Raw genomic sequence first — 21,356 nt, forward strand, 5'->3', positions numbered from 1 at the left:
ACCCGTTGAAGCCTGGGCTCGATCCTCATCGTCGGGGACGGCAGAACCTTCAAAGGAGGTCCACATGCGCCCGGTCGACCTGGCCCGCGAGCACTCCCTGTCCGCGCAGGCCGTGCGCAACTACGAGGAGGCGGGCGCGCTGCCGGTCGCCGCACGCAGCGCCGCGGGGCACCGTCGATACACCGAGCGTCACGCGCGTGCCCTGCGAGCGTTCCTCGCGCTGCGTCGTGCCATCGGCCACGCGCCCGCGCTGGAGATCATGAGGGCAGTGGGACGTGAGGATCTGGACGCAGCGCTCACCGGGGTCGATCGCGCTCATGATCGGCTGCTGCGCGATCGCGCCACTCTCGCGGTGGTCGAGCAGGCGATCGGGGAGCTCGAGATGCATCGCGAGGGGCGCCTCGGCCGCGGCACGCGTGTCCTGGGCATCGGCGAGCTCGCGGGCCGCCTCGGCGTCTCCCCGGCGACGCTGCGCCATTGGGAGGCCGAGGGGCTGATCTCGGCGGTGCGGGAGCAGGGCAGCGGCCATCGCCGATACCCGCCGCAGCAGGCGTACGACGCCGAACTCGTCCATCTGCTGCGACGTGGCGGCCATCGACTCGCGGACATCAGGATCGTGCTCGGTCAGATGCACGGCCTCGGGGAGCCCACATCGCTCCGTGCCGCCCTCGACGTCTCGCGCGACCGGATCACCGCTCGCGGCCTCGCCCTGCTGGAGGCCTCCGCCGAGCTGTCCTCCCATCTCCGTGCGGAGCAGGCAGGACCGCTAGCCTGGGGCGGTGACTGACACCGAGCATTTCGACATCGCCCTTATCGGCTCCGGCTCCGCGAATTCCTTCCCGGGCCCCGACCTGGCCGGGCGCCGCATCGTGCAGATCGACCGCGGCGTGGGGCCGGACCACGTGTTCGGCGGGACCTGCCTGAACCTCGGGTGCATCCCCACCAAGATGTTCGTGCACACTGCGGATCTTGCCGCCACCCCTGCGGAGTCCGCCCGCTTCGGCCTCACCGAACAGCTGCAGGGCGTGGACTGGCCCGCGATCCGCGATCGCGTCTTCGGCCGCATCGACCCCATCTCGCAGGGCGGTGAGGAGTACCGCAGCGACCACGAGGACAACGCGAACCTCACCCTGCTTCGCGGCACCGCCGCCTTCATCGGTCCGAAGACCGTCCAGGTGCGCGGCCATGACGGCAGTGAGCGGACGATCTCCGCGGACACCTTCGTGCTCGGCGCCGGCTCCCGGCCGGTGCTGCCGCCGATCGACGGGCTCGCGGACGCCGCCCCGCACACCTCGGACACGATCATGCGGATCGACTCCCTGCCCGCCTCGCTCGCGATCCTCGGCTCCGGGGTGATCGCCGTCGAGTTCGCGCACGTCTTCGCGTCCCTCGGCGTCGAGGTCACGCTGATCGCCCGTTCCGAGAAGGTGCTGCGCGGGGCCGACGCCGACATCTCCTCGCGCCTGACCGATCTCCTCGCGCAGCGGGTGCGCCTGGAGACCCGACTGTCGACCACGTCCGTGAGGCGCACCGACGCCGGGGTCGAGCTGCGCGGCCGGCGCGATGGTGCGGAGGTGGTGCTGGAGGCCGAGGAGCTGCTGGTCGCCGTCGGCCGGCGCCCCAACTCGGATCTGCTGGACGTCGCGGCCGCCGGGATCGATACGGCCGACGACGGACGGGTCGAGGTCGACGAGCACCAGCGGGTGCTGGGCGGGGGAGCGGTGCTCGAGGGCGTCTGGGCCTTCGGCGACCTCTCGAGCGCCCATCAGCTCAAGCACGTCGCCAATCACGAGCAGCGGATCGTACGGCACAACGTGCTCCATCCCGAGCAGATGCGCCGGTCCGACACCATGCCGATCCCCAGCGGTGTGTTCACCCATCCGCAGGTGGCCTGGGTGGGTGTGGACGAAGCCGCGGCGCGGCAGAGCGGCCGGGAGATTCGGGTCGCGGTGCAGGAGTACGCCTCGATCGCCTATGGATGGGCGATGGAGGACACCACCGGGTTCGTGAAGCTCGTCGCCGACGCCGAGACCACCGAGATCCTCGGCGCTCACTTCATCGGCCCCGACGCCACGACGCTCGTCCAGCTGCTGATCCAGGCGATGAGCACCGGGCAGACCGCTCGCGACATCGCCACGACCCAGTACTGGATCCACCCGGCGATGCCGGAGCTGGTCGAGAACGCGCTGCTGCAGCTGATCGACTGACGCGCACCGCGCCGCAGAAGAGGGCCGGACCTGCCTGTGCAGGTCCGGCCCTCGTGTCGTGTCGTGTCATGTCGGGGCGCGCTCATCCGCGCACCGGCCACCTTCGCGAACTGCGCGAGCGGGTCAGCCCTCCTCGGCGCCAGGCAGGCAGGAGCGGAGCGGATCCTTGTCGATCTCGGGCCCGTCATCGGTCTTCTCGTCGTCGTCGGACGTCGCATCGGTCGAGCTCTCGTCCGCCGACGGCTCCTCGGCCTCGCCACCCTCGGCCTTGCTCTCCTCGGGATCCTCCGCCGTCTCCGCCGGAGCGGTCGAGCCGGGCTCGGTCTCGCCGACCACGGATTCCGGGGCGTCCTGCTCCATGGAGTCCTCGATCGACGCGGCGGACCACTTCTTGAGCTCATCCCAGTCCGGGTTGCCCGGATTGGTCACGTCCGGCGTGATCGGGTAGGAGGTGAACCCACCCTCCTTGACACGCAGGGCGAGGTCCACGAAGGCATCGATGTCGGACGTCGGGATGTTCGTCTGGATGTTCTCCTCGGTGGCGGTGACCAGACCCGGGACCGAGACGGCGACCGTGGCGGGCTGCGCCTCCTCGGTGACGGCGCGCACCATGCGCTGCTGACGGCACATGCGGTTGAAGTCGTTGGAGCCCTCTCGGGAGCGGGCGTACCAGAGCGCGTGGAACCCGTCGAGCTTCTGGTCGCCGGGCTCGATGTACCCGTCGATGGGGTACTTCCCTCCCGTGGCCTGGTTGGTGCCGCCGCCGATGGGGATGCGGCGCTCGACGACGAGATCGACTCCGCCGATGGCGTTGACGAGGTCCTCGAAGCCCTGCAGGTTCACCATCGCGTAGTAGTCGGTCTCCAGGCCCAGGGTCTCCTCGACGGCCCAGGTGGTCGCCGTGAGGCCCGGCTCGGGATCGTCGGGGAAGAGGTCGGGACGATCATCGGCCCAGGTCCAGACCGCATTGATGAGGTCCTGGTTCTTGCCGAAGTAGTCGAAGCCGTCGGGGAACTCCTCGGCGGCGGCAGTGCCCTCGGGGAAGCGGACGCCCTCGAGGTTGCGGGGTATCGAGAACAGGGCGGTCTTGCCGGTGGACGTGTCGATCGAGGCCATCATGATGGTGTCGGGACGGGTGCCCGTGCGGTCCTCGCCCGAGTCCTGGCCCAGCAGCATGATGTTCACGCGATCGGTGCCCGCCCAGGGGTCCTTGCCCTTGACGATGGGGCTCTCGCCGCCCTCCTGCCCGCCGAACACCGACTTCGAGCCCAGCAGTGCCTGCACGGCCCACACGGATTGCACTCCGCGACCGAAGGGCACGGCGATGGCGACGACCATCAGCGCGGCCAGGGCCAGCGCGAGATACTTCTTGGCGCCATGCAGACGCTGCCTGGTGGTGTGGGCCAGATTGGCGAGCACGATCTGCGCGGCCCAGACCAGGCCCGCCACACCGGCGGCGACGAGGATCCCGATCAGCAGCGCACGGTTGGTCACGATCATCATGCCGGTGCGCAGCGGATCGCCGAACACCAGGACGGCGGTCAGCACGATCACGGCCAGCACCAGGAGCGCGAGGAGCACCCAGCCCAGCCGTCGCATCCGGGTGGTGAGCAGCCCGGTGCCGGGCACGAGCGTGGTCAGCACGGTCCATCCGGCGACCTTCGGCAGAGAGCCGGACCCGTCCTCAGGGGCATCGGCGGGGCCGTGGGAGCTGCGGGACCCGCCGGCACCGCCGGTCCGGGACGAGCCGGGGCCGCGAGCGTCCCCGGAGCCGGAGGACGATGCCGATGCTGCCTCAGTCGTCGACCCCGACGCGTCGGAGCCGTCGGCCCGGAGCCGGACATCTGCGGCTGCGGGCAGAGCCGCCGCGGAAGCGGCAGCAGCGGTGGTGCCGGCAGCGGCGGTGGTCCCGTTCGACGAGTCGCCGCCCTCGGGGGATGTCGCCGGGCTCTGCGCGGACGGACGATGGACGACCGGTGACCCGGACGCCGGCGGTGAGGGGTGCTCCGTGGCCCCGGAGGAGGCTGAGACCGAGGCGGTGCGCCCGGGGACCACGGTGGGCTGGGCGGAGCGGGCCGGCGACGGGGCCTGCCGGCCGGAGGCGGTCGTCGGGCCGGGGTCGCTGGGAGCGGCCGGTTCGCTCGCGGTATGGGGAGCCAGCCCCGTGGAACTGGTGTCCTGCTCGGCGGCGGAGGGATCGGTGAGCCAGGCGTTGTGCGCGTCAGCGTCCTGTTCAGGGGCCGAGCGCGTCGGCTCGACCGCAGGCAGCGGATAGGCGGCGCGGCGGCCGCGCGGACGGCGAGGCGGCATGCCGGGCGGGGGGCTCGTGGTCTCGCCGCCGGGTGCGGGGGAGACAGGGGTCAGAGCCGTGGTGGCGGGCTCAGCGGAGGGGGCCGACGTGTCGCGTCGGTAGGCCCGCGCCCCGGAGCGGTGGCCCCCGGTGCGGGTGGGGCTCTCGGCGGGGACCGGGGACGCGCTCGGAGGGACGTCGCCGGAGCGCGTGCCGGTGGGGGACGCAGCCGACACAGCCGGCTCAGCCGACGCTGCTGGGGGCGACGGGGCGCTGGGCGACGGCGCGGACGGCGCCGTGGGCACGGCTGCGGTCGCTGCCTGCTCAGCAGGCGGGGGGCGCTCCGCGGACGCTCGACGAGGTGCCGGGGCGGACCCCGCTGCGGCTGCCGCGGCAGACCGGTCCGCCGACGACGGAGCGGCAGGAGAGGTGGCGGACGGGGCCTCCGGGTTCGCAGGGGCAGCTGACTCAGCAGGCTCAGCAGAGGCTGCTGACTCAGCGGAGCCCGCGGACGACGCGGTGCTGCCGATCCAGGTGCGCTTGGGGTTCGTCGACCCGAACGCGGCGGCGCGGTTCCTGCGCGCAGCGTCCGGAGGTGAGGGCTTGGACTCGGCGCGTCGGACCGGCTCCTGATGTCTACCGGATCGACGGCGCCTGCGCCGAGAGGCCGAGGAGGGGTCCGTCATGCGCCCCATCCTAGATTCTTCGTGCGGGGTTCACGTGCAGCGGCCTGTGAGAACCTCGTGGAGGTCGCACGATCAGGGCCGATCCGTATCATGGTCCCATGCGTCTTCTCCACACCCCGTCGACGGATCTCACCTACGACGATTGCTTCTTCCTTCCTGCGCGTTCTGCGGTCACGTCGCGTTTCGACGTCGATCTCAGCAGCGATGACGGCACCGGCACCACGATCCCCCTGATCGCTGCGAACATGACGGCCGTCTCCGGCCGACGGATGGCCGAGGTCATGGCCCGCCGCGGCGGGCTCGCGGTGCTGCCCCAGGATCTCGCTCCGGAGCGACTGCACTCGATCATCCGCTCCGTGAAGCAGCGTGATCACATCGTCGACCATCCGCTGACCCTCACCGTGGACGGCACCCTCGGCCAGGCCGCGGACCTCCTGCCCAAGCGCCCGCACGGCATCGTCGTCGTCATCGACGAGAACCGTCGCCCCCTGGGCACCATCTCGGCCGAGGAGATCGTCGGACGCGATTCGTTCTCCCCGGTCGGGGAGGTGCTCAGCACCGATGTGCCGGTCCTCACGCCCGAGGATCTCGATGCCGCCCCCGCCGAGCTGCACGCACGTATCGCCGCCACCCATCACGACGCCGCGATCGTCGTGGAGGCCGAGGCGGACGGCGGCGCGCTGCGCGGCGTGCTCACGGCCACCAGCGTGCTGCGCTCGACCATCTACCGTCCAGCGGTCGACGCGGACGGCAACCTCCGTGTCGCGGTCGCCGTGGGCATCAACGCCGATGTCGCCGCCCGGGTCGCCGAGCTCGTGGAGGTCGGCGCCGATGTGATCGTGCTGGACACCGCCCACGGCCACCAGGACAAGATGCTCGAGGCACTGCGTGCGGCCCGTGGCGTGATCGGCCCTCGCGAGAGCACCGCCGTACGCCTCGCCGCGGGCAACATCGTCACCGCCGAGGGCACTCGCGAGCTCATCGAGGCCGGCGCCGACATCGTCAAGGTCGGGGTGGGCCCGGGCGCCATGTGCACCACGCGGATGATGACCGGCGTGGGCCGCCCGCAGTTCTCCGCAGTGCTCGAGTGCGCCGCCGAAGCACGCCGCCTGGGCGGCCACGTGTGGGCCGACGGCGGCGTCCGCCACCCGCGCGACGTGGCCCTCGCCCTCGCGGCAGGTGCCTCCAACGTGATGATCGGCTCCTGGTTCGCCGGCACCTACGAGTCGCCCGGTCAGATGCGCACCGATGAGAAGGGCCGCAGGTACAAGGAGAACTTCGGGATGGCCTCCAAGCGGGCCGTGTCGCACCGCACCGCTCACGAGGACGCCTTCGCCCGCGCCCGCAAGGGACTGTTCGAGGAGGGCATCTCGACCTCGCGGATGTTCCTCGCCGAGGGCAAGGGCGGCGTCGAGGACCTGCTCGACGAGATCACCGCCGGTGTGCGCTCCTCCTGCACCTACGCCGGAGCGGGCAGCACCGCCGAGTTCCGCGAGCGGGCCGTCATCGGCCTGCAGGGCCCGGCCGGCTACGCCGAGGGACGCCCGGTGTCCAGCTCCTGGAGCTGAGCGTCCGGACGGCGGAGCAGGGCAGTGCATGGGTCCCGGTAGGATTCGTGCCATGACAACTCTCGTGATCGGTGGCGCCGGATACATCGGATCGCACGTGGTGCGACTCCTCCTGGACAAGGGGGAGAAGGTGGTCGTGGTGGACAACCTCTCCACCGGGATCGAAACCCGCACGACAGGTGCCGAGCTCGTCGAACTCGACATCACCGCCCCTGACGCGAGCGAGAAGATCGCCTTCCACCTCCGGGCCAGCGGCGCGGATTCGGTGATCCACTTCGCTGCGCACAAGCAGGTGGGCGAGTCGGTCGCGAACCCCGAGATGTACTGGCACGACAACATCGGCGGCCTCGCCAACGTGCTCGCCGGGTGCGCGAACGCCGAGGTGCGCGACGTGGTGTTCTCGTCCTCGGCCGCGGTCTACGGGGTGCCGGACGTCGACCTCGTCACCGAGGACCTCACCCCGCAGCCGATCAACCCCTATGGCGCGACCAAGTACGTCGGGGAGTGGATGCTGGCCGACGCCGAGCGCGCCCATGGCATGCGCACCGTCGCCCTGCGGTACTTCAACGTGGCCGGTGCCGGGTGGCCCGAGCTGGCCGACACCGCGGTGATGAACCTGGTGCCGATCGTGCTGGACCGTCTCGAGCAGGGCAAGGCTCCCGTGGTGTTCGGGGACGACTACGACACCCCGGACGGCACCTGCATCCGCGATTACGTGCACGTCCTCGACCTCGCGCACGCTCACATCGCCGCGCTCGACTACCTGCGCGGCGAGGAGCGTCCCCATCGTGTGTTCAACGTCGGCACCGGCGAGGGCTCGAGCGTGCTCGAGGTGATCGACGCGATCGCCCGCGCGAAGGGCATCGAGATCACCCCGGAGCGCGGGGAGCGGCGCGCCGGTGACCCCGCGCGCCTCATCTGCTCGGGCGACCGCATCGCCCAGCATCTGGGCTGGAAGTCGGAGCACGGCCTGGACGACATCGTGCGCTCGGCCGTCGAGGCGCGCTCGGGGTCGATCACGCCCGACGTGGAGGCCTACCCCGAGGCCTGAGCGCCGGGCCTCGAGCGCAGGGCTCCGAACGCCGGCGCCGGAGTGCAGGTCACCGAGCGCAGGCCCCGAGTGTCGGCGCCTGAGTGCTGTGCCCCGCGCGCCGGGCCCTGAGCGGCCGACGGGCCGCCGGGCCTGAGGCCCGGCGACGGCCCGGCGGGCGGGGCCTCAGGTCAGGTAGCGGTAGATCGGATCGGCGGGGTCGACCCGCTCGATCTGCATGTTCGAGGCGGCCATGCGGCCCATCAGCGGTTCGAGGTCCGCGCGGTCGCCGATCTCCAGCCCCACGAGCGCCGGCCCCTCCTCGCGGTTGTTGCGCTTGATGTAGTCGAACAGCACGATGTCGTCGTTGGGTCCCAGCACCCGGTCCAGGAAACGCCGCAGTGCGCCGGGCTCCTGCGGGAAGGTCACGAGGAAGTAGTGCTTGAGCCCCTCGTGCACCAGGGAGCGCTCGACCACCTCGTTGTACCGGGAGACGTCGTTGTTGCCGCCGGAGATCACCACCACGACGTCCCCGGTCGCCTCGTCGGGGGAGGCGGAGACGCTGTCGTCGTGAGCCACGTGGTCGATCGCGTCGGTCGCGTCGGTCGCGTCAGCCGCCTCGGTCGCCTCGATCGCGTCGGTCGCCACGGCGGTCGCGGCCAGGGCTCCGGCGGGCTCGGCGATGATCCCGTCGACCTGGTAGAGCTCGAGCATCTCCGTGCACACCGCGCCTTCGTCGACCGCGATCAGCTCCGGCTCGATCGCCTGGACCATGCGCAGCGGATCCGCACCCACGCGGCGCACGGCGGCCCCGTCGACGAATCGATCCATGTCGTGCAGGGCGACCGGATGCCCGGCGCGGAGCGCGGCGGCCATGGAGACCGCGCCGGCGGGCTCGACGCCGACGATCCGCACCGCGGGGGTGCGCTCGCGCAGCCAGGTGCCGCACCCGCCGATCAGCCCGCCGCCGCCGACGGGCAGGACCATCGTGCCGACCTCGCGGCCGTGCTCCGTGCGCAGCTGGTCCACGGCCTCGAGCGCCACGGTGCCCTGCCCGGCCATGATCAGCGGATGGTCGAAGGGTGGCACGGGAGTGGCGCCGGTGCGCTCGGCGTCGTCGGCCGCAGCCTCGGCGGCATCGTCGAAGGTGTCACCGACCAGCACGAGCTCCACGAGATCGCCGCCGATCGCGGTGATCCGCTCACGCTTCTGGCGGGGCGTGCTGCCGGGCACGTAGATGCGCCCGTGGATCCCGAGGGCATGGCATGCCTGGGCGACGCCCTGGGCATGGTTCCCCGCGCTCGCGGCGACCACACCCGCCTCGCGGGCGGTCTGGCTCAGCGAGGCGATGAACAGATAGGCGCCGCGCAGCTTGTACGAGCGCACGGACTGCAGATCCTCGCGCTTGAGCCAGACCGACACCCCGGCCAGTGCGCTCAGCCGTTCGCTGCGCTGCAGCGGGGTGCGGTGCAGCACGGGCGCGAGACGCTTCGCGGCGTCTTCGACGTCGTCCGCGGACAGCGGCAGATCGGTCCTGGGCATCGTCATGCGTTCTCCTCCTCGGCGACGACCAGCGCCGTCGCCATCGCGGCCACCCCTTCGCCCCGACCGGTCAGGCCGAGGGAATCGGTCGTGCTTCCCGAGACGGCGACCGGGGCGCCGACGGCTGTGCTCATGGCTGCGCATGCCTCGTCGCGGCGCGGTGCCAGGCGGGGGTGGTTGCCGATCACCTGCACCGAGATGTTCCCGATCGCGAAGCCGGCCTCCCGCACGAGTCGGGCGGCCTCGATGAGCAGTCTGCTGCCGGAGGCGCCGGCCCACTCAGGGCGATCCACTCCGAAATGGGTGCCGAGGTCCCCGATCCCCGCGGCGGAGAAGAGGGCGTCGCACGCTGCGTGGCAGGCCACGTCCGCATCCGAGTGACCGGCGAGCCCTCGCTCCCCGGCGAAGTGCAGGCCCGCGATCCACAGTTCCCGCCGGGAGCCCTCCGGGGCGAATGCATGGACGTCCACCCCGAGGCCGACCCGCGGCAGCAGCGACGCAGCGCTCACCGGGCCCCGCCCTGCTCATCGAGCTCGGCCAGGACGCGATCGATGTCGTCGTAGGTGACCTTCGGGTTGGTGCCCAGCAGGATGGGCATGCCCGAGATCCGGGGGATTCCGAGAGCAGGGGGGAGGTCGACGGTGCTGACGACGACGTCGGCCTGGAAATCGGGGGAGAGCAGGTCCATCACGGTGGCCTGGACCACATGCGCGTCACGACCTCGGGAAGCGATGTGATCACGCACCTGCTCCGCGACGAGCGCTGAGGTGGCGAGCCCCGCGCCGCACACGATGGCAATGGTGAGCATTCGAATCTCCTGAGGTGGTCGAGGTCGGGGAAGCAGTCGCCGACCCGGGTGTGGCAGGTTCATCGGGGTGCGGAGGCACCCGGCGACGGTCGATTCTGTCATGAGTGCGCCGGTGACGCAGGATCGTCTCTCGCCGTCTACGATGCCTGCGTGAAGCAGACCCGACGATCCCGAGCCCTGCGCCGCCGCGGACGCGCCGCCGGGGTGGTGCTCGCCGGTGGCTCGGGCACTCGAGTGGGTGCGGGGATCAACAAGGCTTTCCTGCCGCTGGCCGGGCGCAGCATCGCCAGCTGGGGCATCAACACCCTGGGCGCCGTTCAGGGCGTGGGGATCCTCGTGTTCGTGGTGCGCCCCGAGGATCTCGAGCACGCCCGGTTCGTCGCCGCCCGCGAGACCGACCGGCCGCTGGAGATCATTCCCGGCGGTGAGACCCGCCAGGACTCCGAGCTGATGGCGCTGCGCCATCTCGCCGACCGCATCGATGCCGGCACGATCGACACCGTGCTGATCCACGACGCCGCGCGCCCGCTGGTCTCCCACGGCCTCGCCTCCGCCGTGCTGCATGCGGCGCGCGAGCACGGGGGAGCGGTTCCCGGGATCCCGGTCACCGGGATCGCTCCGGTCCAGGGGGCCGACGGGCTCGCGCCGGGGGACCCTCGAACCCTCGATGCCCTGCTCCGGGTCCAGACCCCGCAGGGCTTCCACGCCGCCACGATCCTGGACGCCTACGAGGCCGCGGCCCGGGACGGGTTCGTGGGCACCGACACCGCCTCGTGCGCCGAGGAGTACACGGCGGCCCCCGTGACCTGGGTGCGGGGCGAGGAGACGAACTTCAAGATCACCTATGCCCAGGACCTTCTCCTGGCGCAGGACGTGGTCACCGCGCTAGGTTTGAGGACCGGGTGAGGAGGATCTGATGGCCATCCAGGAGAGCTTCCTGCGCTGCACCGCCTGTGATCAGGAGGCGGAGCACGTCGTCGTATACGCCGGACGTTTCGTCTCGGAGATCCAGTGCAGCGGATGCGGTGCCGTGACCCGCCTGGACGTCTCGGAGGACTATCTGCCCGATCTGCGCCAGCGCATCTCGAGCAAGCCTCGGCGGCTGGCGCGACGGCTGCGTCGTGATCCCGGAGAGCTCGCCACCTCTCTGCCGCAGCGCACGCTGTCGAAGCCGCTGCGCATGGCGGAGGAGTTCCGCACCGTGTGGCGCAGCCGCCGGAACGGCTGAGACGGCCCCGGCTCCAGCTCCACGTGTCGGCTCAGGCCTGACGAGCCAATCCGTGCCGGTGCGAGGTGTCCCTCGCCAGCCCCAGCGAGATCTGCGCCTGCCAGAGGCTCAGCCGATCCAGCACCGCGAACCCGGAGTGCGACCCATGCACCGTTCGCACGCGCGCACCGACGTCGAGCGCGGCGAGGATCTCGTCGTAGCGCTCCTGCGGGCTCCCGGCCCGCGAGCCGCGCGCGGCCACCCGATCGAGGTCGAGCTCGGAGCCGGGGTCGGGGGAGTCCTCGAGACCTCCGCGACCGGGCTGTGCGAGAGCACGCTCGAGCAGCGTGCGCCGCAGCAGGCGAGGACTCTGCATACCGGCGAGCGTGGAGCGATCGATGTTGCGCAGCCCGTGTGCATGGACTGCTTTGACGGAGTCCGTCAGCGCGGCGACGGGGAGCACCGCATCGACCTCGTCGGCGACGGCGTCCAGCACGGCCGAGACCACGGAGACCGGGGTCAGCGCCCGCTCGGCGTCGTGGAGGAGCAGGAGGTCCTCGTCGGTCTCGGCGAGAGCGAGCGCGAGCGCTCCGCGCCGGCCGCCGGAGGAGGGGAGCACGCCAGCCCGCTCGCCCAGCAGGGCCCGCAGCGCCGGGGCCGCGCTCTGCGAGGAGATGACCAGCGGGCTCACCAGCCCGGCCTCGGCCAGCGTGTCCAGCAGCCTCTCGATCAGCCGAGCGCCGCCGACCGCTTCCAGGCAGGGGGCGACGACACCCTCGGACAGGCCCGGAGCGGAAGGCGCGAGAGCGAGGACGATCGGCCGCACGGCGCCGACCGTCTGCTCGGTCACGGAGGTCACGGAGCGGACCCGGTCAGGAGGCGAGGACCTCGTCGAGGATGGACTCGGCGTTGGCCTCGTCCGTCTTCTCCGCGAGTGCGAGCTCGGAGACCAGGATCTGGCGGGCCTTGGCGAGCATGCGCTTCTCCCCGGCGGACAGGCCGCGGTCCTGATCACGGCGCCACAGGTCGCGCACGACCTCGGCGACCTTCTTGACATCACCCGAGGCCAGCTTCTCGACGTTCGCCTTGTAGCGGCGCGACCAGTTGGTGGGCTCCTCGGTGTAGGGCTGACGCAGCACCTCGAAGACCTCGTCGAGGCCCTCCTTGTCCACGACGTCGCGCACGCCGACGAGGTCGACGTTATCGGCGGGAACCTCGATGGTCAGATCGCCCTGGGCGACCTTGAGCTTGAGGTAGGTGCGATCCTCGCCCTTGATGGTGCGGGTCTTGACCTCTTCGATGAGTGCGGCCCCGTGATGCGGGTAGACGACGGTCTCGCCGACAGCAAAATTCATGTGGTGGGTCCCCTTTCCGCCGACCAGTCTAGCAGGGGTGGGTCGTGATAATATCCGCGCTTCCCCATGAATCCGCAGTTCACGGGCGGTTCACGGATGCTTGGCGGGCGTATGTCGCACGCACCGCCGGCCGGGGCCGCCTGGGCGGGTGCCGTGTGCTGAGCGAGGGGCCCGGGTGGGGTAACCTGTCAGAGTTGTCCCCAGATCTTCCTGCCGTCCTCTGCGGCACTCGAACAGGAGTCCTTCGTGCGTTCTCGCCGTCTCGTGCTCTCCGCAGCCGCCCTGGGCCTTGCCCTCGCCGCCTCCGGCTGCACGTCCTTCAGCCCGGTGCAGACGCACGAGTTCTACCAGGCCGGCGATGGCACCAACGCGAACATCGAGCAGGCCGGTGCGGTCTTCGCGGGTGTGCGCGACGCGATCGTCGTGGTCGAGGACGATGGCACCGCGACCTTCCACGGCTCCGTCGTGAGCTACGCCAAGGAGGACGTCTCCGTGGAGCTCACGGGCATGTCCGGCGGCAGCACCCTCTTCTCGGCCAGCATCTCCGTCCCTGCGGAGGGCGTCGTCGACCTCGGCGCGGACGAGGGCCAGCAGGAGATCCCGCTCTCCGACTTCCCGGTGAAGCCCGGTGAGGTCTTCGACCTCGAGGTCTCGGCCGACGGCCAGAGCGACACCATCTCGGTGCCCGTCGCGGACACCACTCTCAGCCACCTCGGTCCGCCGCCCGCCGGCTGATCCGACCGCGGGCCGGCCCCGCTTCGGCAGGGTCCGCACCGCACGACGAACGCCTCGCAGNNCTGCGAGGCGTTCGTCGTGCGCGGGCGGCACAGCGCCCGCGCAGCGTCTCTCAGGACCCGGCGGATTCGAACTTGTAGCCCAGTCCGCGGACGGTCACGAGGTGGACCGGGTTCTTCGGGTCGTCCTCGATCTTGGCGCGCAGGCGCTTCACGTGCACGTCGAGAGTCTTGGTGTCCCCGACGTAGTTCGCGCCCCACACCCGGTCGATCAGCTGGCCGCGGGTGAGGACCCGGTCGACGTTGCGCAGCAGCATCTCCAGCAGCTCGAACTCCTTCAGCGGAAGGGCGACGTCCTCTCCGCGCACCTGCACGACGTGCCGCTCCACATCCATCATGAGGTGGCCGGCCTGCAGGGTCGAGTCCTCGTCGGCGTCCGCGGAGTCCTGACCGCGACGCAGCACCGCCTTGATGCGAGCCAGCAGCTCACGGGAGGAGTAGGGCTTGGTGACGTAGTCGTCGGCGCCGAGCTCGAGCCCCAGCACCTTGTCGAACTCGTCGTCCTTGGCGGTCAGCATGATGACCGGGACGCTCGAGGTGCGACGGATCTCGCGACACACCTCGGTGCCGCTCACCCCGGGGAGCATGAGGTCCAGGAGCACCAGATCGGCCCCGTGCGCGGAGAAGATCCGCAGCCCGTCGGTGCCGTTGTCGGCGACTGCGACCTCGTACCCCTCCTTCCGGAGCGAGTACGACAGGGGATCGGAGAACGACTCCTCGTCCTCCACGATCAGGATGCGCGTCATGTCAGTCTCCCTTTCCCGGCCGGCGGTCATCCGCTGCGTGCCGTGAGGTGGTGCCGGATCCGTCGGATCCGGCTGCGTCGGTGGCCGCGGAGGCGCGGCCGTTCCTGGTCCGTGCGGCGTGCTCGGGGCCGGGCGGTCGCTCGGCACGGGCCCGGCTCGCGGAGTGCGCGGCGGGCTCAGCGACGTCCTCTGCGGCGTGCGCCGTGATCGTTCCGGTCTCGCCCATCTCCGGCAGGCGCAGCGTGAACGTCGACCCCTGGCCGCGCATCGACCACGCCGTGACCTCGCCGCCGTGGTCGGTGGCGATGTGCTTGACGATCGCCAGTCCGAGGCCCGAGCCGCCGGTGCTGCGCGAGCGGGCGCGATCGACCCGGTAGAACCGCTCGAAGACCCGCTCGAGGTTCTCCTTGGAGATGCCGATGCCCTGGTCCTTGACGGAGAGCTCGACCATGCCGCCCTCGCGCCGCACCGACACCCCGATCCGGGTCTGCGGATCCGAATAGGAGATCGCGTTGGACACGAGGTTGGACAGGGCGGTGGTGAGCATCGACGCGGAGCCGAAGACCCGCAGTCCGCCGGCCCCGCCCACGGCGACCTCGATCGAGGAGCCGAGGGCGAAGTTCCGGTTCAGCGCGACGGCGTCGGCGACGACGTCATCGATCTCGACCGCTTCCGCATCCGGCAGCGAGGAGTTTCCCTGCACCCGGGACAGCTCGATGATCTCCTGCACCAGGTGCGCGAGACGCCGCGATTCCGCCTGCATGCGATCGGCGAAACGGCGCACCGCGTCCGGATCCTCGGCCGCGTCCTCCATGGTCTCGGCGAGCAGCGTGATCGCCCCGACCGGGGTCTTCAACTCATGGGACACATTGGCGACGAAGTCGCGTCGCGTCTCCTCCACGCGCACCGCGCGGGTGAGATCGTCCGCCAGGAGCAGTGCCCCGTGCTCACCGAGCGATCCGATGCGCACGTCGATCACGGCGTCGGTGTCGGTCGCCGCCTGGCTCGAGCGGTGCAAGGACAGCCGCTCGTCGCGGAAGCCTCCGTTGCGGCCGACGTCCGCCGCGAGCGCGATGAGCTCCTGGTTCGCCAGGCGCGGGTAATCGCCCTCGGCGGCACGCACGATCCCGTAGGCGTAGGCGAGGGGCGAGGCCCGCAGCACGTCGCCGCTCGCGTCGAGCACCACGTAGGCGGACGACAGAATCGCCAGCACCTCCATCGCGGGCTCGGGGATCCCCTGCCGCACCGCGAGGGGCGTGGCGGTCCGTCGGCGGTCCGAACGCAGGAACGCCAGCGTCGCTGCGCAGCCGATCACGAGACCGATCGCGCCGGCGAGCAGGAGGAGGACAGTCAGGGGCACGAGGACAGCCTAGGCCTACAGCGCTGCGGCCTGCGCTTGCGTCGGTCGTTCCCGGACAACCGGGGAGAGGAGTTCATGACGGCGTCGCACGGAGTTCACCGAGCGGATCTCTCCGTTCACCCGCGATTGCGATACTTGCCGGCGATGGCCCACCGGACTGAGGAGTACTACCCATGCGCGAGGCGTATCAGAGCGACCTGCGGCACATCGTCGACGACCTGCTCGACATGGCCGACCTGGTCGGCAGGGCTCTCGAGGAGGCGACACAGGCGCTTCTCGAGGGCGACCTCGCCCTGGCGGAGCGGGTCATCGCCGCCGACCCCCACATCGATCGGCGCCAGATCGATCTCGACTCCAAGGCGGTCGAGCTGCTGGCGCGCCAGGCCCCGGTGGCCACGGATCTGCGGCTGCTGGTCGCCTCCCTGCGCATGAGCTCGTCGCTCGAACGCATGGGGGACCTGTGCGCGCACGTCGCGCTCGTGGCCCGTCGGACGCACCCGGAACCTGCCGTGCCCGAGCAGCACCGTGCGCAGATCGCCCGGATGTCCGAGCTGGGCGGCATCGCCCTCCGGGACGCCGCCCGTGTGATCGCCGAGCGGGATCTGGCCCTGGCGGCGCAGGTCGAGAAGGACGACGCCGAGCTCGATGACCTGATGCTCGAGGTCTCCCGCGAGATCGCCCGCGGCGACGGGTACACCAACGCCCAGATCGTGGATCTGACGCTGCTGATCCGCTTCTACGAGCGACTGGGCGACCACGCCGTCTCCCTCGTGCGCCGCGTGGGCTTCCTCGTCACCGGGGACTCGCTGGATGCCTACCACGACGGGGTCGACGTCCCGGAGTTCTGAGCCTCACGACCGGGCTGGGCCCGACGCCGATCGGACACCACCCGCAGACGCACGGGGCACCCCGCGGACTCCGTGGGGCGCCCCGTTGCGATCGCTGCGGCGGCACCGCGCCCGGCTGCACGACCGGTCAGCCGACAGGCGATCAGCCGCGGTTGCTGCGCGGACGACGGTAGGTCAGCGAGTCGACGCCCTTGCGGGTGCCGCGCTCCGCGGCGAGCTTGATGCCCTGCAGCACGACGCCGGAGATGAGGGTCCACAGCAGGGCCTTCCAGATCGGCTGATCCTCGGCAGGATCCCGGATCGCCTCGATCTCGGGCTTCGGCTGGCCGTCCTTCTTCGCCTGCTTGCGCTGCTTCTTGACATCCTTCTGCGAGTTCTTGACGGTCTTCTCCGTCGGGGCGTCCTCGCCGAAGACTGCGCCCCATCCTGCTTCGGCCACCTTGTTCCCGATGACGGCAGCGGCGACTCCGGCGAGCGGCACGGCGATCTTGACGAGTGGATTGGCCACGGGTTCCTCCAAGCGATGGGTGGTGCGACGGGCGGACAGGCTGATGGGGCCCGCGGTCAGTAAGCCCCTGCGTGCTCAGCGTAATAGGTTCCCATGTCGTCCTCGCGCAGTGCCTCGCGCAGGACGTCCATGGACTCCTCATCAGTGGCGACGACGCTCGCGCCGCCCTGCGTGGTGTACGGGTCGCCGTAGGGGACCGACAGGAAATGGAGATCGCCGCCGCGCACGGAGCGCATCGACAGCCCCAGCTGGACCATCGCGGAGCCGCTGAGCCCGTCATCGGTGGTCAGGAACGGCGAGATCGACTCGACGGTGTCGGTGATCTTGGCCGGGGAGCTGAGGGTGTCGGCGCTGATCAGCTTGTCCGCGATGCCCTTGAGCACTGCCTGCTGGTTGCGGTTGCGCTGGAAGTCGCCGTCGGCGAACTGCTTGCGCTGGCGCACGAAGGTCAGCGCCTCCTCGCCGTCCATGCTCTGGGTCCCTGCGGTGAACTGGTGGCCGCCCGCCTCGAAGTCCTGGGGGACCTGCACGTCGATGCCGCCGAGCGTGTCGACCATGCCCTCGATGCCGTCGAAGTCGATCAGGGCGACGTGGTCGACGGGCACCCCGACGTAATTCTCGACCGTCGACACGGCCAGGCTCGGGCCGCCGAAGGCGAGAGCCGCGTTGATGCGGTCCGTGCCATGGCCGGCGATCTCGACGTAGAGGTCGCGCGGGAACGACATGATGTAGGCCTCGGTGCCGTCGTCGGGGACGTGCACGAGCATCATCACGTCCGAGCGCTGGCCGCTGACCCCTTCGGCCTTCGCGGCCTCGGCGGAGCGCTTGTCCGAACCCAGCAGCAGGAAGTTCTGTCCGACGCCGTCCTCGGGACGCTCCCCGTCGGACGGCCCGCGGGAGATGTCCACGACCGTGCGCTTCTCATAGGCGCTGTTGAGGCCGTGGAGGTAGGAGGCGACCACGATCACGAGCCCGAGCACCAGCAGGGCGGCGAGGCCCAGGGCGATCAGGGCGATCCGGCGGCCGCGTCGCTGACCGGGATCGGGCTGGTCGTCGTCCTCCCAGTCAGCGGGGAGATCGATGTTCTCGGGGGCGTTCATACGGACTCACTCTCAAGCAGGCGACGCGTCGGGCGCGGCGGAGATCCTGAGGCTCTTCACGAGGCTCCATGGGTGGCATCCGACGAGGGCCGAGGCACCCGTACGTACGCGAGGTCCCATATTAAGCGTCCGGCGGCGCGTCCCTTGTTCTCGAAGCTGGTCTTCACACGACCCTCGAATCGAGGTGCCCATCCTGTGTGCGCGAGCCCCTCGGGGAGCGTGTCGCTGCTCTCGGAGCCGGGGCGCGGGCCATCCGGATGCAGGAGCTCGAGCTCGTCGCGGGCATCGAGCTCGTGGCGCATGTGATGGGCGTACTGCGCCCAGTCGGTGGCCAGGCGGAAATCGGCGCCATCGGCCAGCAGGGGCAGCACCGCGTCCAGGAACGGCGGGTTGATCAGGCGCCGCTTGTGGTGGCGGGCCTTGGGCCACGGATCGGCGAAGTAGACCCAGAGGTGCGAGATGGAGCCCTCGGGCAGCAGCACGGGCAGGCTGCGCTGGGCATCCAGGGGCAGCAGGCGCAGGTTCCGGGGCCGTCCGGCCTTGTCGATCCGGCTCAGCGTCTGGGCGAGGCCGGGCCGGTACACCTCGACGGCCAGGTGATCGCGCTCGGGATGGTCGACGGCCGCGGCGACGATGTTGTCGCCCAGGCCGCTGCCCACCTCGACCACGAGCTCGGCGCGCCGGCCGAACAGCTGCTCGAGGTCCAGGTACGCGGTCTCGTCGGGGACCGTGTCGCGCTCGCCGCGCGGGAGATCCAGCACGTAGTCCTCCGAGAGCCGGTCCCAGGCGTTCTGCCGACGCGGGGACAGGCGCTCGTCACGACGCACGAAGGAGACGATCTCCCGGGGAGGCTTCGCCTCGGTGGGACCGGTGCTGCCGGCGCCGGCCCGCGGATCAGCCCGCACGACGCACGAGGCCTTCCTCGACGACGACGGAGACCTCGGGCAGCTGACGGGTGGCGGGGCCGACGAGCACCTCGCCGTTGGAGGAGTCGAACTTCGAGCCGTGGCACGGGCAGTCCAGCTCGTCCTGCTTCTGGCTCAGGGCGCAGCCGTTGTGGGTGCAGTAGCCCGAGTACGCGGTGATGTCCTCGCCGGTGCCCCGCACCAGCAGCACGAAGGGCTGCTCGCCGCCGAAGTTGACCAGCGTGCTCTCGTTCTCGGGGACGTCGTCCAGCGAGACACCGCCGTCATCCGCGCGCAGGGGCTGTGCGTCACCGAAGCCCTCGTCCCCGGGGCCGCACGCTGCGAGGGTGCCGAGCCCGGCGGCGGAGGCGGGCAGGAGGAGAGCATGACGACGAGAGAGGCACGGGCGTTCCATGGATCCAGGATAGCCAGCGTTGCGCGGCGACAGCCATTCCCGGACCCGTGATGAGGGGTGGCTCCCACGACACGGCCGGACATCGCTCGACCCTGCACGCCCCCGCCCGACGCTGCCCGTCGCTGCAACGCTCCGCCCGGCACCGCACGGCCCGACACCGCTCTGCGGGGAGCAGGCGGGCCCGGTCGGGATCAGACGTCGGCCGCCTCGAGAGACGTGGGATCCCAGGAGAGCAGGCCTCGGGATCTCCAGCCCCGTGCGGTCACCGCATCGAGCGCCTCGCGCTTGCGGGCCGGGGTGAGGCGGTCCAGATAGAGGGTGCCGTCGAGATGGTCGACCTCGTGCTGGAGGGCACGGGCGAGGACGCCGCCCTCGTCCTCGACGCTGACCGGCTCGCCCTCCAGGTCGATGCCGGTCACGCGAGCGCCGCGGTGCCGCGCCGCCGGGAAGCCCTCGCCCGGCACGGAGAGGCAGCCTTCGATGGTCTCCTCATCGAGCTCGATCCCGCCGAAGCGCTCGAGCTGCGGATTGATGACCACGCCGCGCTGCCGGACCTCGTCGACATCGGCGCAGGAATAGACGAACAGACGCCAGCGGGAGCCCACCTGGGTGGCTGCGAGCCCGGCGCCGTCGGCCGCGTCGTTGGTCTCGAACATGTCCGCGACCAGCGTGCGGATGTCGTCGGTGATCTCACGGACCTTGCGGGTGCGCTGCGCGAGCGCGCGGTGGCCGACGATGGTGATCGGGCGGACGGTCATGCGGGCGAATCTCCTGAGGCCGGCGGATCGGTGGGACCCGCAGTATCGGTGGTCGTTGGGGCAGGCGGTGCGGCAGGTGCCCCGTCGGGAGCATGGTCGGACCAGGTCATCGCACTATGACTGGTGGGCGGGTTCACGGCCAGCGGGCTGTCGGCGTCGACGATCCACACGCTGCGCCGCCGGCGCAGCGGAGCCCCGGTCCTCGCGGCGTCGGCGACCTCACGACCGATGGCCTCCGCCTGCGCGGCATCCGCCGCGAGGAAGTCCAGGGCGTGCGTGGCATGGTGCTCGAGCGCGATGACGTCCCACGCCTCGGCGCCGCTGGCGATCTGGCGGGCCCGCAGGAACTCCGCGTCCAGCGCCGCTCCCGAGATGATCACGATGTTCGCCGCCCACAGCAGCAGCATGATCGCGATGAGGCCGTTCAGCACCGTCAGGACCTCCGCGAAACGGGTCGCGTAGACCATCAGCTGCCCGGCCAGCAGCGCGGCGCCGAACAGCACCAGCACGGTGACCGTGGACCCCAGGGTCATGACCCGGTAGCGGGGCAGGCGCACGTTGGGGAAGTGGTAGTACGCCAGCGATACGGCGATGATCAGGATGACCAGGAGGATCGGCCACTTCACGAGGTTCCAGGCGTGGAAGGCGATCAGCGGGATCCCGATGAACTCGCCGATCCGCTGCGAGGCCTCGCCGCCCACCACGATCATCCCGAAGGCCAGCATGATCACGGCGACGATCAGCACCGTCTCTCCGAACACGATGGTGCGGAACCACAGGAACGGGCGGCCCTCGCGGGTGTCGTAGACGCGGTGCAGGGCCCGGTGGAAGGCGGCGACGCCGTTGGAAGCCGACAGCAGCGAACCGATGGTGCCCAGGGTCAGCCCCAGCACACCGCCGCTGGTCGAGGACACGGCCTTGATCGCGGCGAGGAACGGGCCGGGATCCAGGGTCGGGAACACCTCGGCGAGCATCGAGGTGAAGGCATCGAGCGTCGCGCCCTCGACCCCGATGATCGACGTCATCGAGACCGCGGCGACCGCCCCGGGGAACACCGACAGCAGCAGGTAGAAGGTCATCGTGCCCGAGACGTCCCAGACCTGTATGTCCAGCAGCCTCATCCGCACCCGGTTCAGGACATGCAGGACGCTCAGCCGGGGTCGGGCGTACTCGACCATCGGCTGCGGTCGACGCAGGCGGGAAGGGGTCACCGTGTGCTCGTGCTCCGG

At 70.9% G+C, this 21,356-nt stretch carries 22 protein-coding genes; 8 read left to right on the forward strand and 14 right to left on the reverse strand.

Annotation, left to right across the window (positions count from 1 at the left end; all coding sequences use genetic code 11):
* The first annotated feature begins 64 nt into the window (after positions 1 to 64).
* Positions 65 to 787, forward strand: a complete 723-nt coding sequence (locus CIK71_RS04470) for a MerR family DNA-binding transcriptional regulator (protein WP_096163965.1) — start codon at positions 65 to 67, stop codon at positions 785 to 787.
* Complete coding sequence (locus CIK71_RS04475) at positions 780 to 2,207, forward strand: mycothione reductase (protein ID WP_096163966.1); 1,428 nt, start codon at positions 780 to 782, stop codon at positions 2,205 to 2,207. The genes CIK71_RS04470 and CIK71_RS04475 overlap by 8 nt, the downstream gene beginning before the upstream one ends.
* A gap of 123 nt (positions 2,208 to 2,330) precedes the next feature.
* Here CIK71_RS04475 and CIK71_RS04480 read toward each other — a convergent pair whose 3' ends face one another.
* Positions 2,331 to 4,733 (reverse strand): LCP family protein, encoded by a 2,403-nt coding sequence (locus tag CIK71_RS04480; protein ID WP_245857288.1) that lies wholly within the window; start codon positions 4,731 to 4,733, stop codon positions 2,331 to 2,333.
* A 548-nt stretch (positions 4,734 to 5,281) separates the two neighbouring features.
* Here CIK71_RS04480 and CIK71_RS04485 point away from each other — a divergent pair.
* Both CIK71_RS04485 and galE read left to right on the forward strand, forming a co-directional pair.
* A complete protein-coding gene (locus CIK71_RS04485) occupies positions 5,282 to 6,751 on the forward strand; it encodes a GuaB1 family IMP dehydrogenase-related protein (protein ID WP_096163968.1) in 1,470 nt (489 codons plus the stop codon).
* A 52-nt stretch (positions 6,752 to 6,803) separates the two neighbouring features.
* Entirely contained in the window at positions 6,804 to 7,802 is a 999-nt protein-coding gene (gene galE, locus CIK71_RS04490; protein WP_096163969.1) for a UDP-glucose 4-epimerase GalE, read from the forward strand.
* 165 nt (positions 7,803 to 7,967) lie between these two features.
* Here the strand turns inward: galE and ilvA are convergent, their stop codons facing one another.
* From ilvA to CIK71_RS04505, 3 genes are read right to left on the reverse strand one after another with little or no spacing between them, the layout of a single operon-like run.
* Entirely contained in the window at positions 7,968 to 9,323 is a 1,356-nt protein-coding gene (gene ilvA / locus CIK71_RS04495; RefSeq protein WP_096164235.1) for a threonine ammonia-lyase IlvA, read from the reverse strand.
* A 2-nt stretch (positions 9,324 to 9,325) separates the two neighbouring features.
* Positions 9,326 to 9,832: a 2-C-methyl-D-erythritol 2,4-cyclodiphosphate synthase gene (gene ispF, locus CIK71_RS04500; RefSeq protein ID WP_096163970.1), complete on the reverse strand. Its 507-nt coding sequence runs from the start codon at positions 9,830 to 9,832 to the stop codon at positions 9,326 to 9,328.
* Positions 9,829 to 10,131, reverse strand: a complete 303-nt coding sequence (locus tag CIK71_RS04505) for a PTS sugar transporter subunit IIB (protein ID WP_096163971.1) — start codon at positions 10,129 to 10,131, stop codon at positions 9,829 to 9,831. Before CIK71_RS04505 ends, ispF begins: the two co-directional genes overlap by 4 nt.
* 150 nt (positions 10,132 to 10,281) lie before the next feature.
* Here CIK71_RS04505 and CIK71_RS04510 point away from each other — a divergent pair, with 150 nt between their 5' ends.
* Both CIK71_RS04510 and CIK71_RS04515 read left to right on the forward strand, forming a co-directional pair.
* Positions 10,282 to 11,037 (forward strand): IspD/TarI family cytidylyltransferase, encoded by a 756-nt coding sequence (locus CIK71_RS04510; protein ID WP_096163972.1) that lies wholly within the window; start codon positions 10,282 to 10,284, stop codon positions 11,035 to 11,037.
* Positions 11,038 to 11,047: 10 nt separating this feature from the next.
* Positions 11,048 to 11,359: a hypothetical protein gene (locus CIK71_RS04515; RefSeq protein WP_096163973.1), complete on the forward strand. Its 312-nt coding sequence runs from the start codon at positions 11,048 to 11,050 to the stop codon at positions 11,357 to 11,359.
* A gap of 31 nt (positions 11,360 to 11,390) precedes the next feature.
* Here CIK71_RS04515 and CIK71_RS04520 read toward each other — a convergent pair whose 3' ends face one another.
* Together CIK71_RS04520 and CIK71_RS04525 are read right to left on the reverse strand one after the other, a co-directional pair.
* On the reverse strand, positions 11,391 to 12,188 hold the full coding sequence (locus CIK71_RS04520) for a 2-C-methyl-D-erythritol 4-phosphate cytidylyltransferase (RefSeq protein WP_096164236.1): 798 nt from the start codon (positions 12,186 to 12,188) through the stop codon (positions 11,391 to 11,393).
* A gap of 22 nt (positions 12,189 to 12,210) precedes the next feature.
* Positions 12,211 to 12,693, reverse strand: a complete 483-nt coding sequence (locus CIK71_RS04525) for a CarD family transcriptional regulator (protein ID WP_096163974.1) — start codon at positions 12,691 to 12,693, stop codon at positions 12,211 to 12,213.
* A 246-nt stretch (positions 12,694 to 12,939) separates the two neighbouring features.
* Between CIK71_RS04525 and CIK71_RS04530 the strand changes: the two genes are divergently transcribed.
* Positions 12,940 to 13,428, forward strand: a complete 489-nt coding sequence (locus CIK71_RS04530) for a hypothetical protein (RefSeq protein WP_096163975.1) — start codon at positions 12,940 to 12,942, stop codon at positions 13,426 to 13,428.
* Positions 13,429 to 13,540: 112 nt separating this feature from the next.
* Here the strand turns inward: CIK71_RS04530 and CIK71_RS04535 are convergent, their stop codons facing one another.
* Both CIK71_RS04535 and CIK71_RS04540 read right to left on the reverse strand, forming a co-directional pair.
* Positions 13,541 to 14,233 carry a response regulator transcription factor gene (locus tag CIK71_RS04535; protein ID WP_096163976.1) on the reverse strand — a complete coding sequence of 231 codons (693 nt, stop codon included), beginning with the start codon at positions 14,231 to 14,233 and terminating at the stop codon, positions 13,541 to 13,543.
* Position 14,234: 1 nt separating this feature from the next.
* Positions 14,235 to 15,593 (reverse strand): sensor histidine kinase, encoded by a 1,359-nt coding sequence (locus CIK71_RS04540; protein ID WP_096163977.1) that lies wholly within the window; start codon positions 15,591 to 15,593, stop codon positions 14,235 to 14,237.
* Positions 15,594 to 15,766: 173 nt separating this feature from the next.
* On the opposite strand from CIK71_RS04540, the gene phoU reads away from it, so the two are divergent.
* Positions 15,767 to 16,441, forward strand: a complete 675-nt coding sequence (gene phoU, locus CIK71_RS04545) for a phosphate signaling complex protein PhoU (protein ID WP_096163978.1) — start codon at positions 15,767 to 15,769, stop codon at positions 16,439 to 16,441.
* Positions 16,442 to 16,583: 142 nt separating this feature from the next.
* On the opposite strand, the gene CIK71_RS04550 is transcribed toward phoU, so the two are convergent.
* From CIK71_RS04550 to CIK71_RS04575, 6 genes are all read right to left on the reverse strand, one after another.
* Entirely contained in the window at positions 16,584 to 16,949 is a 366-nt protein-coding gene (locus CIK71_RS04550; RefSeq protein ID WP_096163979.1) for a DUF4235 domain-containing protein, read from the reverse strand.
* 56 nt (positions 16,950 to 17,005) lie between these two features.
* Entirely contained in the window at positions 17,006 to 18,049 is a 1,044-nt protein-coding gene (locus CIK71_RS04555; protein ID WP_096163980.1) for an LCP family protein, read from the reverse strand.
* Between the two features lie 56 nt (positions 18,050 to 18,105).
* On the reverse strand, positions 18,106 to 18,954 hold the full coding sequence (gene trmB, locus CIK71_RS04560; protein WP_096163981.1) for a tRNA (guanosine(46)-N7)-methyltransferase TrmB: 849 nt from the start codon (positions 18,952 to 18,954) through the stop codon (positions 18,106 to 18,108).
* The gene (locus tag CIK71_RS04565) at positions 18,944 to 19,369 is read right to left on the reverse strand and encodes a QcrA and Rieske domain-containing protein (RefSeq protein ID WP_096163982.1); all 426 of its coding nucleotides are present in this window, start codon (positions 19,367 to 19,369) and stop codon (positions 18,944 to 18,946) included. The genes trmB and CIK71_RS04565 overlap by 11 nt, the downstream gene beginning before the upstream one ends.
* Before the next feature lie 191 nt (positions 19,370 to 19,560).
* Positions 19,561 to 20,127 (reverse strand): peptide deformylase, encoded by a 567-nt coding sequence (gene def / locus CIK71_RS04570; protein ID WP_096163983.1) that lies wholly within the window; start codon positions 20,125 to 20,127, stop codon positions 19,561 to 19,563.
* Entirely contained in the window at positions 20,124 to 21,338 is a 1,215-nt protein-coding gene (locus CIK71_RS04575) for a YihY/virulence factor BrkB family protein (protein WP_241964235.1), read from the reverse strand. Before CIK71_RS04575 ends, def begins: the two co-directional genes overlap by 4 nt.
* Positions 21,339 to 21,356: the final 18 nt, after the last annotated feature.

The organism is Brachybacterium alimentarium (assembly GCF_002332425.1).
Taxonomy (GTDB): domain Bacteria; phylum Actinomycetota; class Actinomycetes; order Actinomycetales; family Dermabacteraceae; genus Brachybacterium; species Brachybacterium alimentarium.

Excerpts from the sequence above, each read along its gene's own strand:
- CIK71_RS04470 (WP_096163965.1), top strand. The coding sequence starts at position 65 with ATGCGCCCGGTCGACCTGGCCCGCGAGCACTCCCTGTCCGCGCAGGCC.
- CIK71_RS04485 (WP_096163968.1), top strand. The coding sequence starts at position 5,282 with ATGCGTCTTCTCCACACCCCGTCGACGGATCTCACCTACGACGATTGC.
- galE (WP_096163969.1), top strand. The coding sequence starts at position 6,804 with ATGACAACTCTCGTGATCGGTGGCGCCGGATACATCGGATCGCACGTG.
- ilvA (WP_096164235.1), bottom strand. The coding sequence starts at position 9,323 with ATGCCCAGGACCGATCTGCCGCTGTCCGCGGACGACGTCGAAGACGCC.
- CIK71_RS04505 (WP_096163971.1), bottom strand. The coding sequence starts at position 10,131 with ATGCTCACCATTGCCATCGTGTGCGGCGCGGGGCTCGCCACCTCAGCG.
- CIK71_RS04515 (WP_096163973.1), top strand. The coding sequence starts at position 11,048 with ATGGCCATCCAGGAGAGCTTCCTGCGCTGCACCGCCTGTGATCAGGAG.
- CIK71_RS04525 (WP_096163974.1), bottom strand. The coding sequence starts at position 12,693 with ATGAATTTTGCTGTCGGCGAGACCGTCGTCTACCCGCATCACGGGGCC.
- CIK71_RS04535 (WP_096163976.1), bottom strand. The coding sequence starts at position 14,233 with ATGACGCGCATCCTGATCGTGGAGGACGAGGAGTCGTTCTCCGATCCC.
- phoU (WP_096163978.1), top strand. The coding sequence starts at position 15,767 with ATGCGCGAGGCGTATCAGAGCGACCTGCGGCACATCGTCGACGACCTG.
- CIK71_RS04555 (WP_096163980.1), bottom strand. The coding sequence starts at position 18,049 with ATGAACGCCCCCGAGAACATCGATCTCCCCGCTGACTGGGAGGACGAC.
- CIK71_RS04565 (WP_096163982.1), bottom strand. The coding sequence starts at position 19,369 with ATGGAACGCCCGTGCCTCTCTCGTCGTCATGCTCTCCTCCTGCCCGCC.
- def (WP_096163983.1), bottom strand. The coding sequence starts at position 20,127 with ATGACCGTCCGCCCGATCACCATCGTCGGCCACCGCGCGCTCGCGCAG.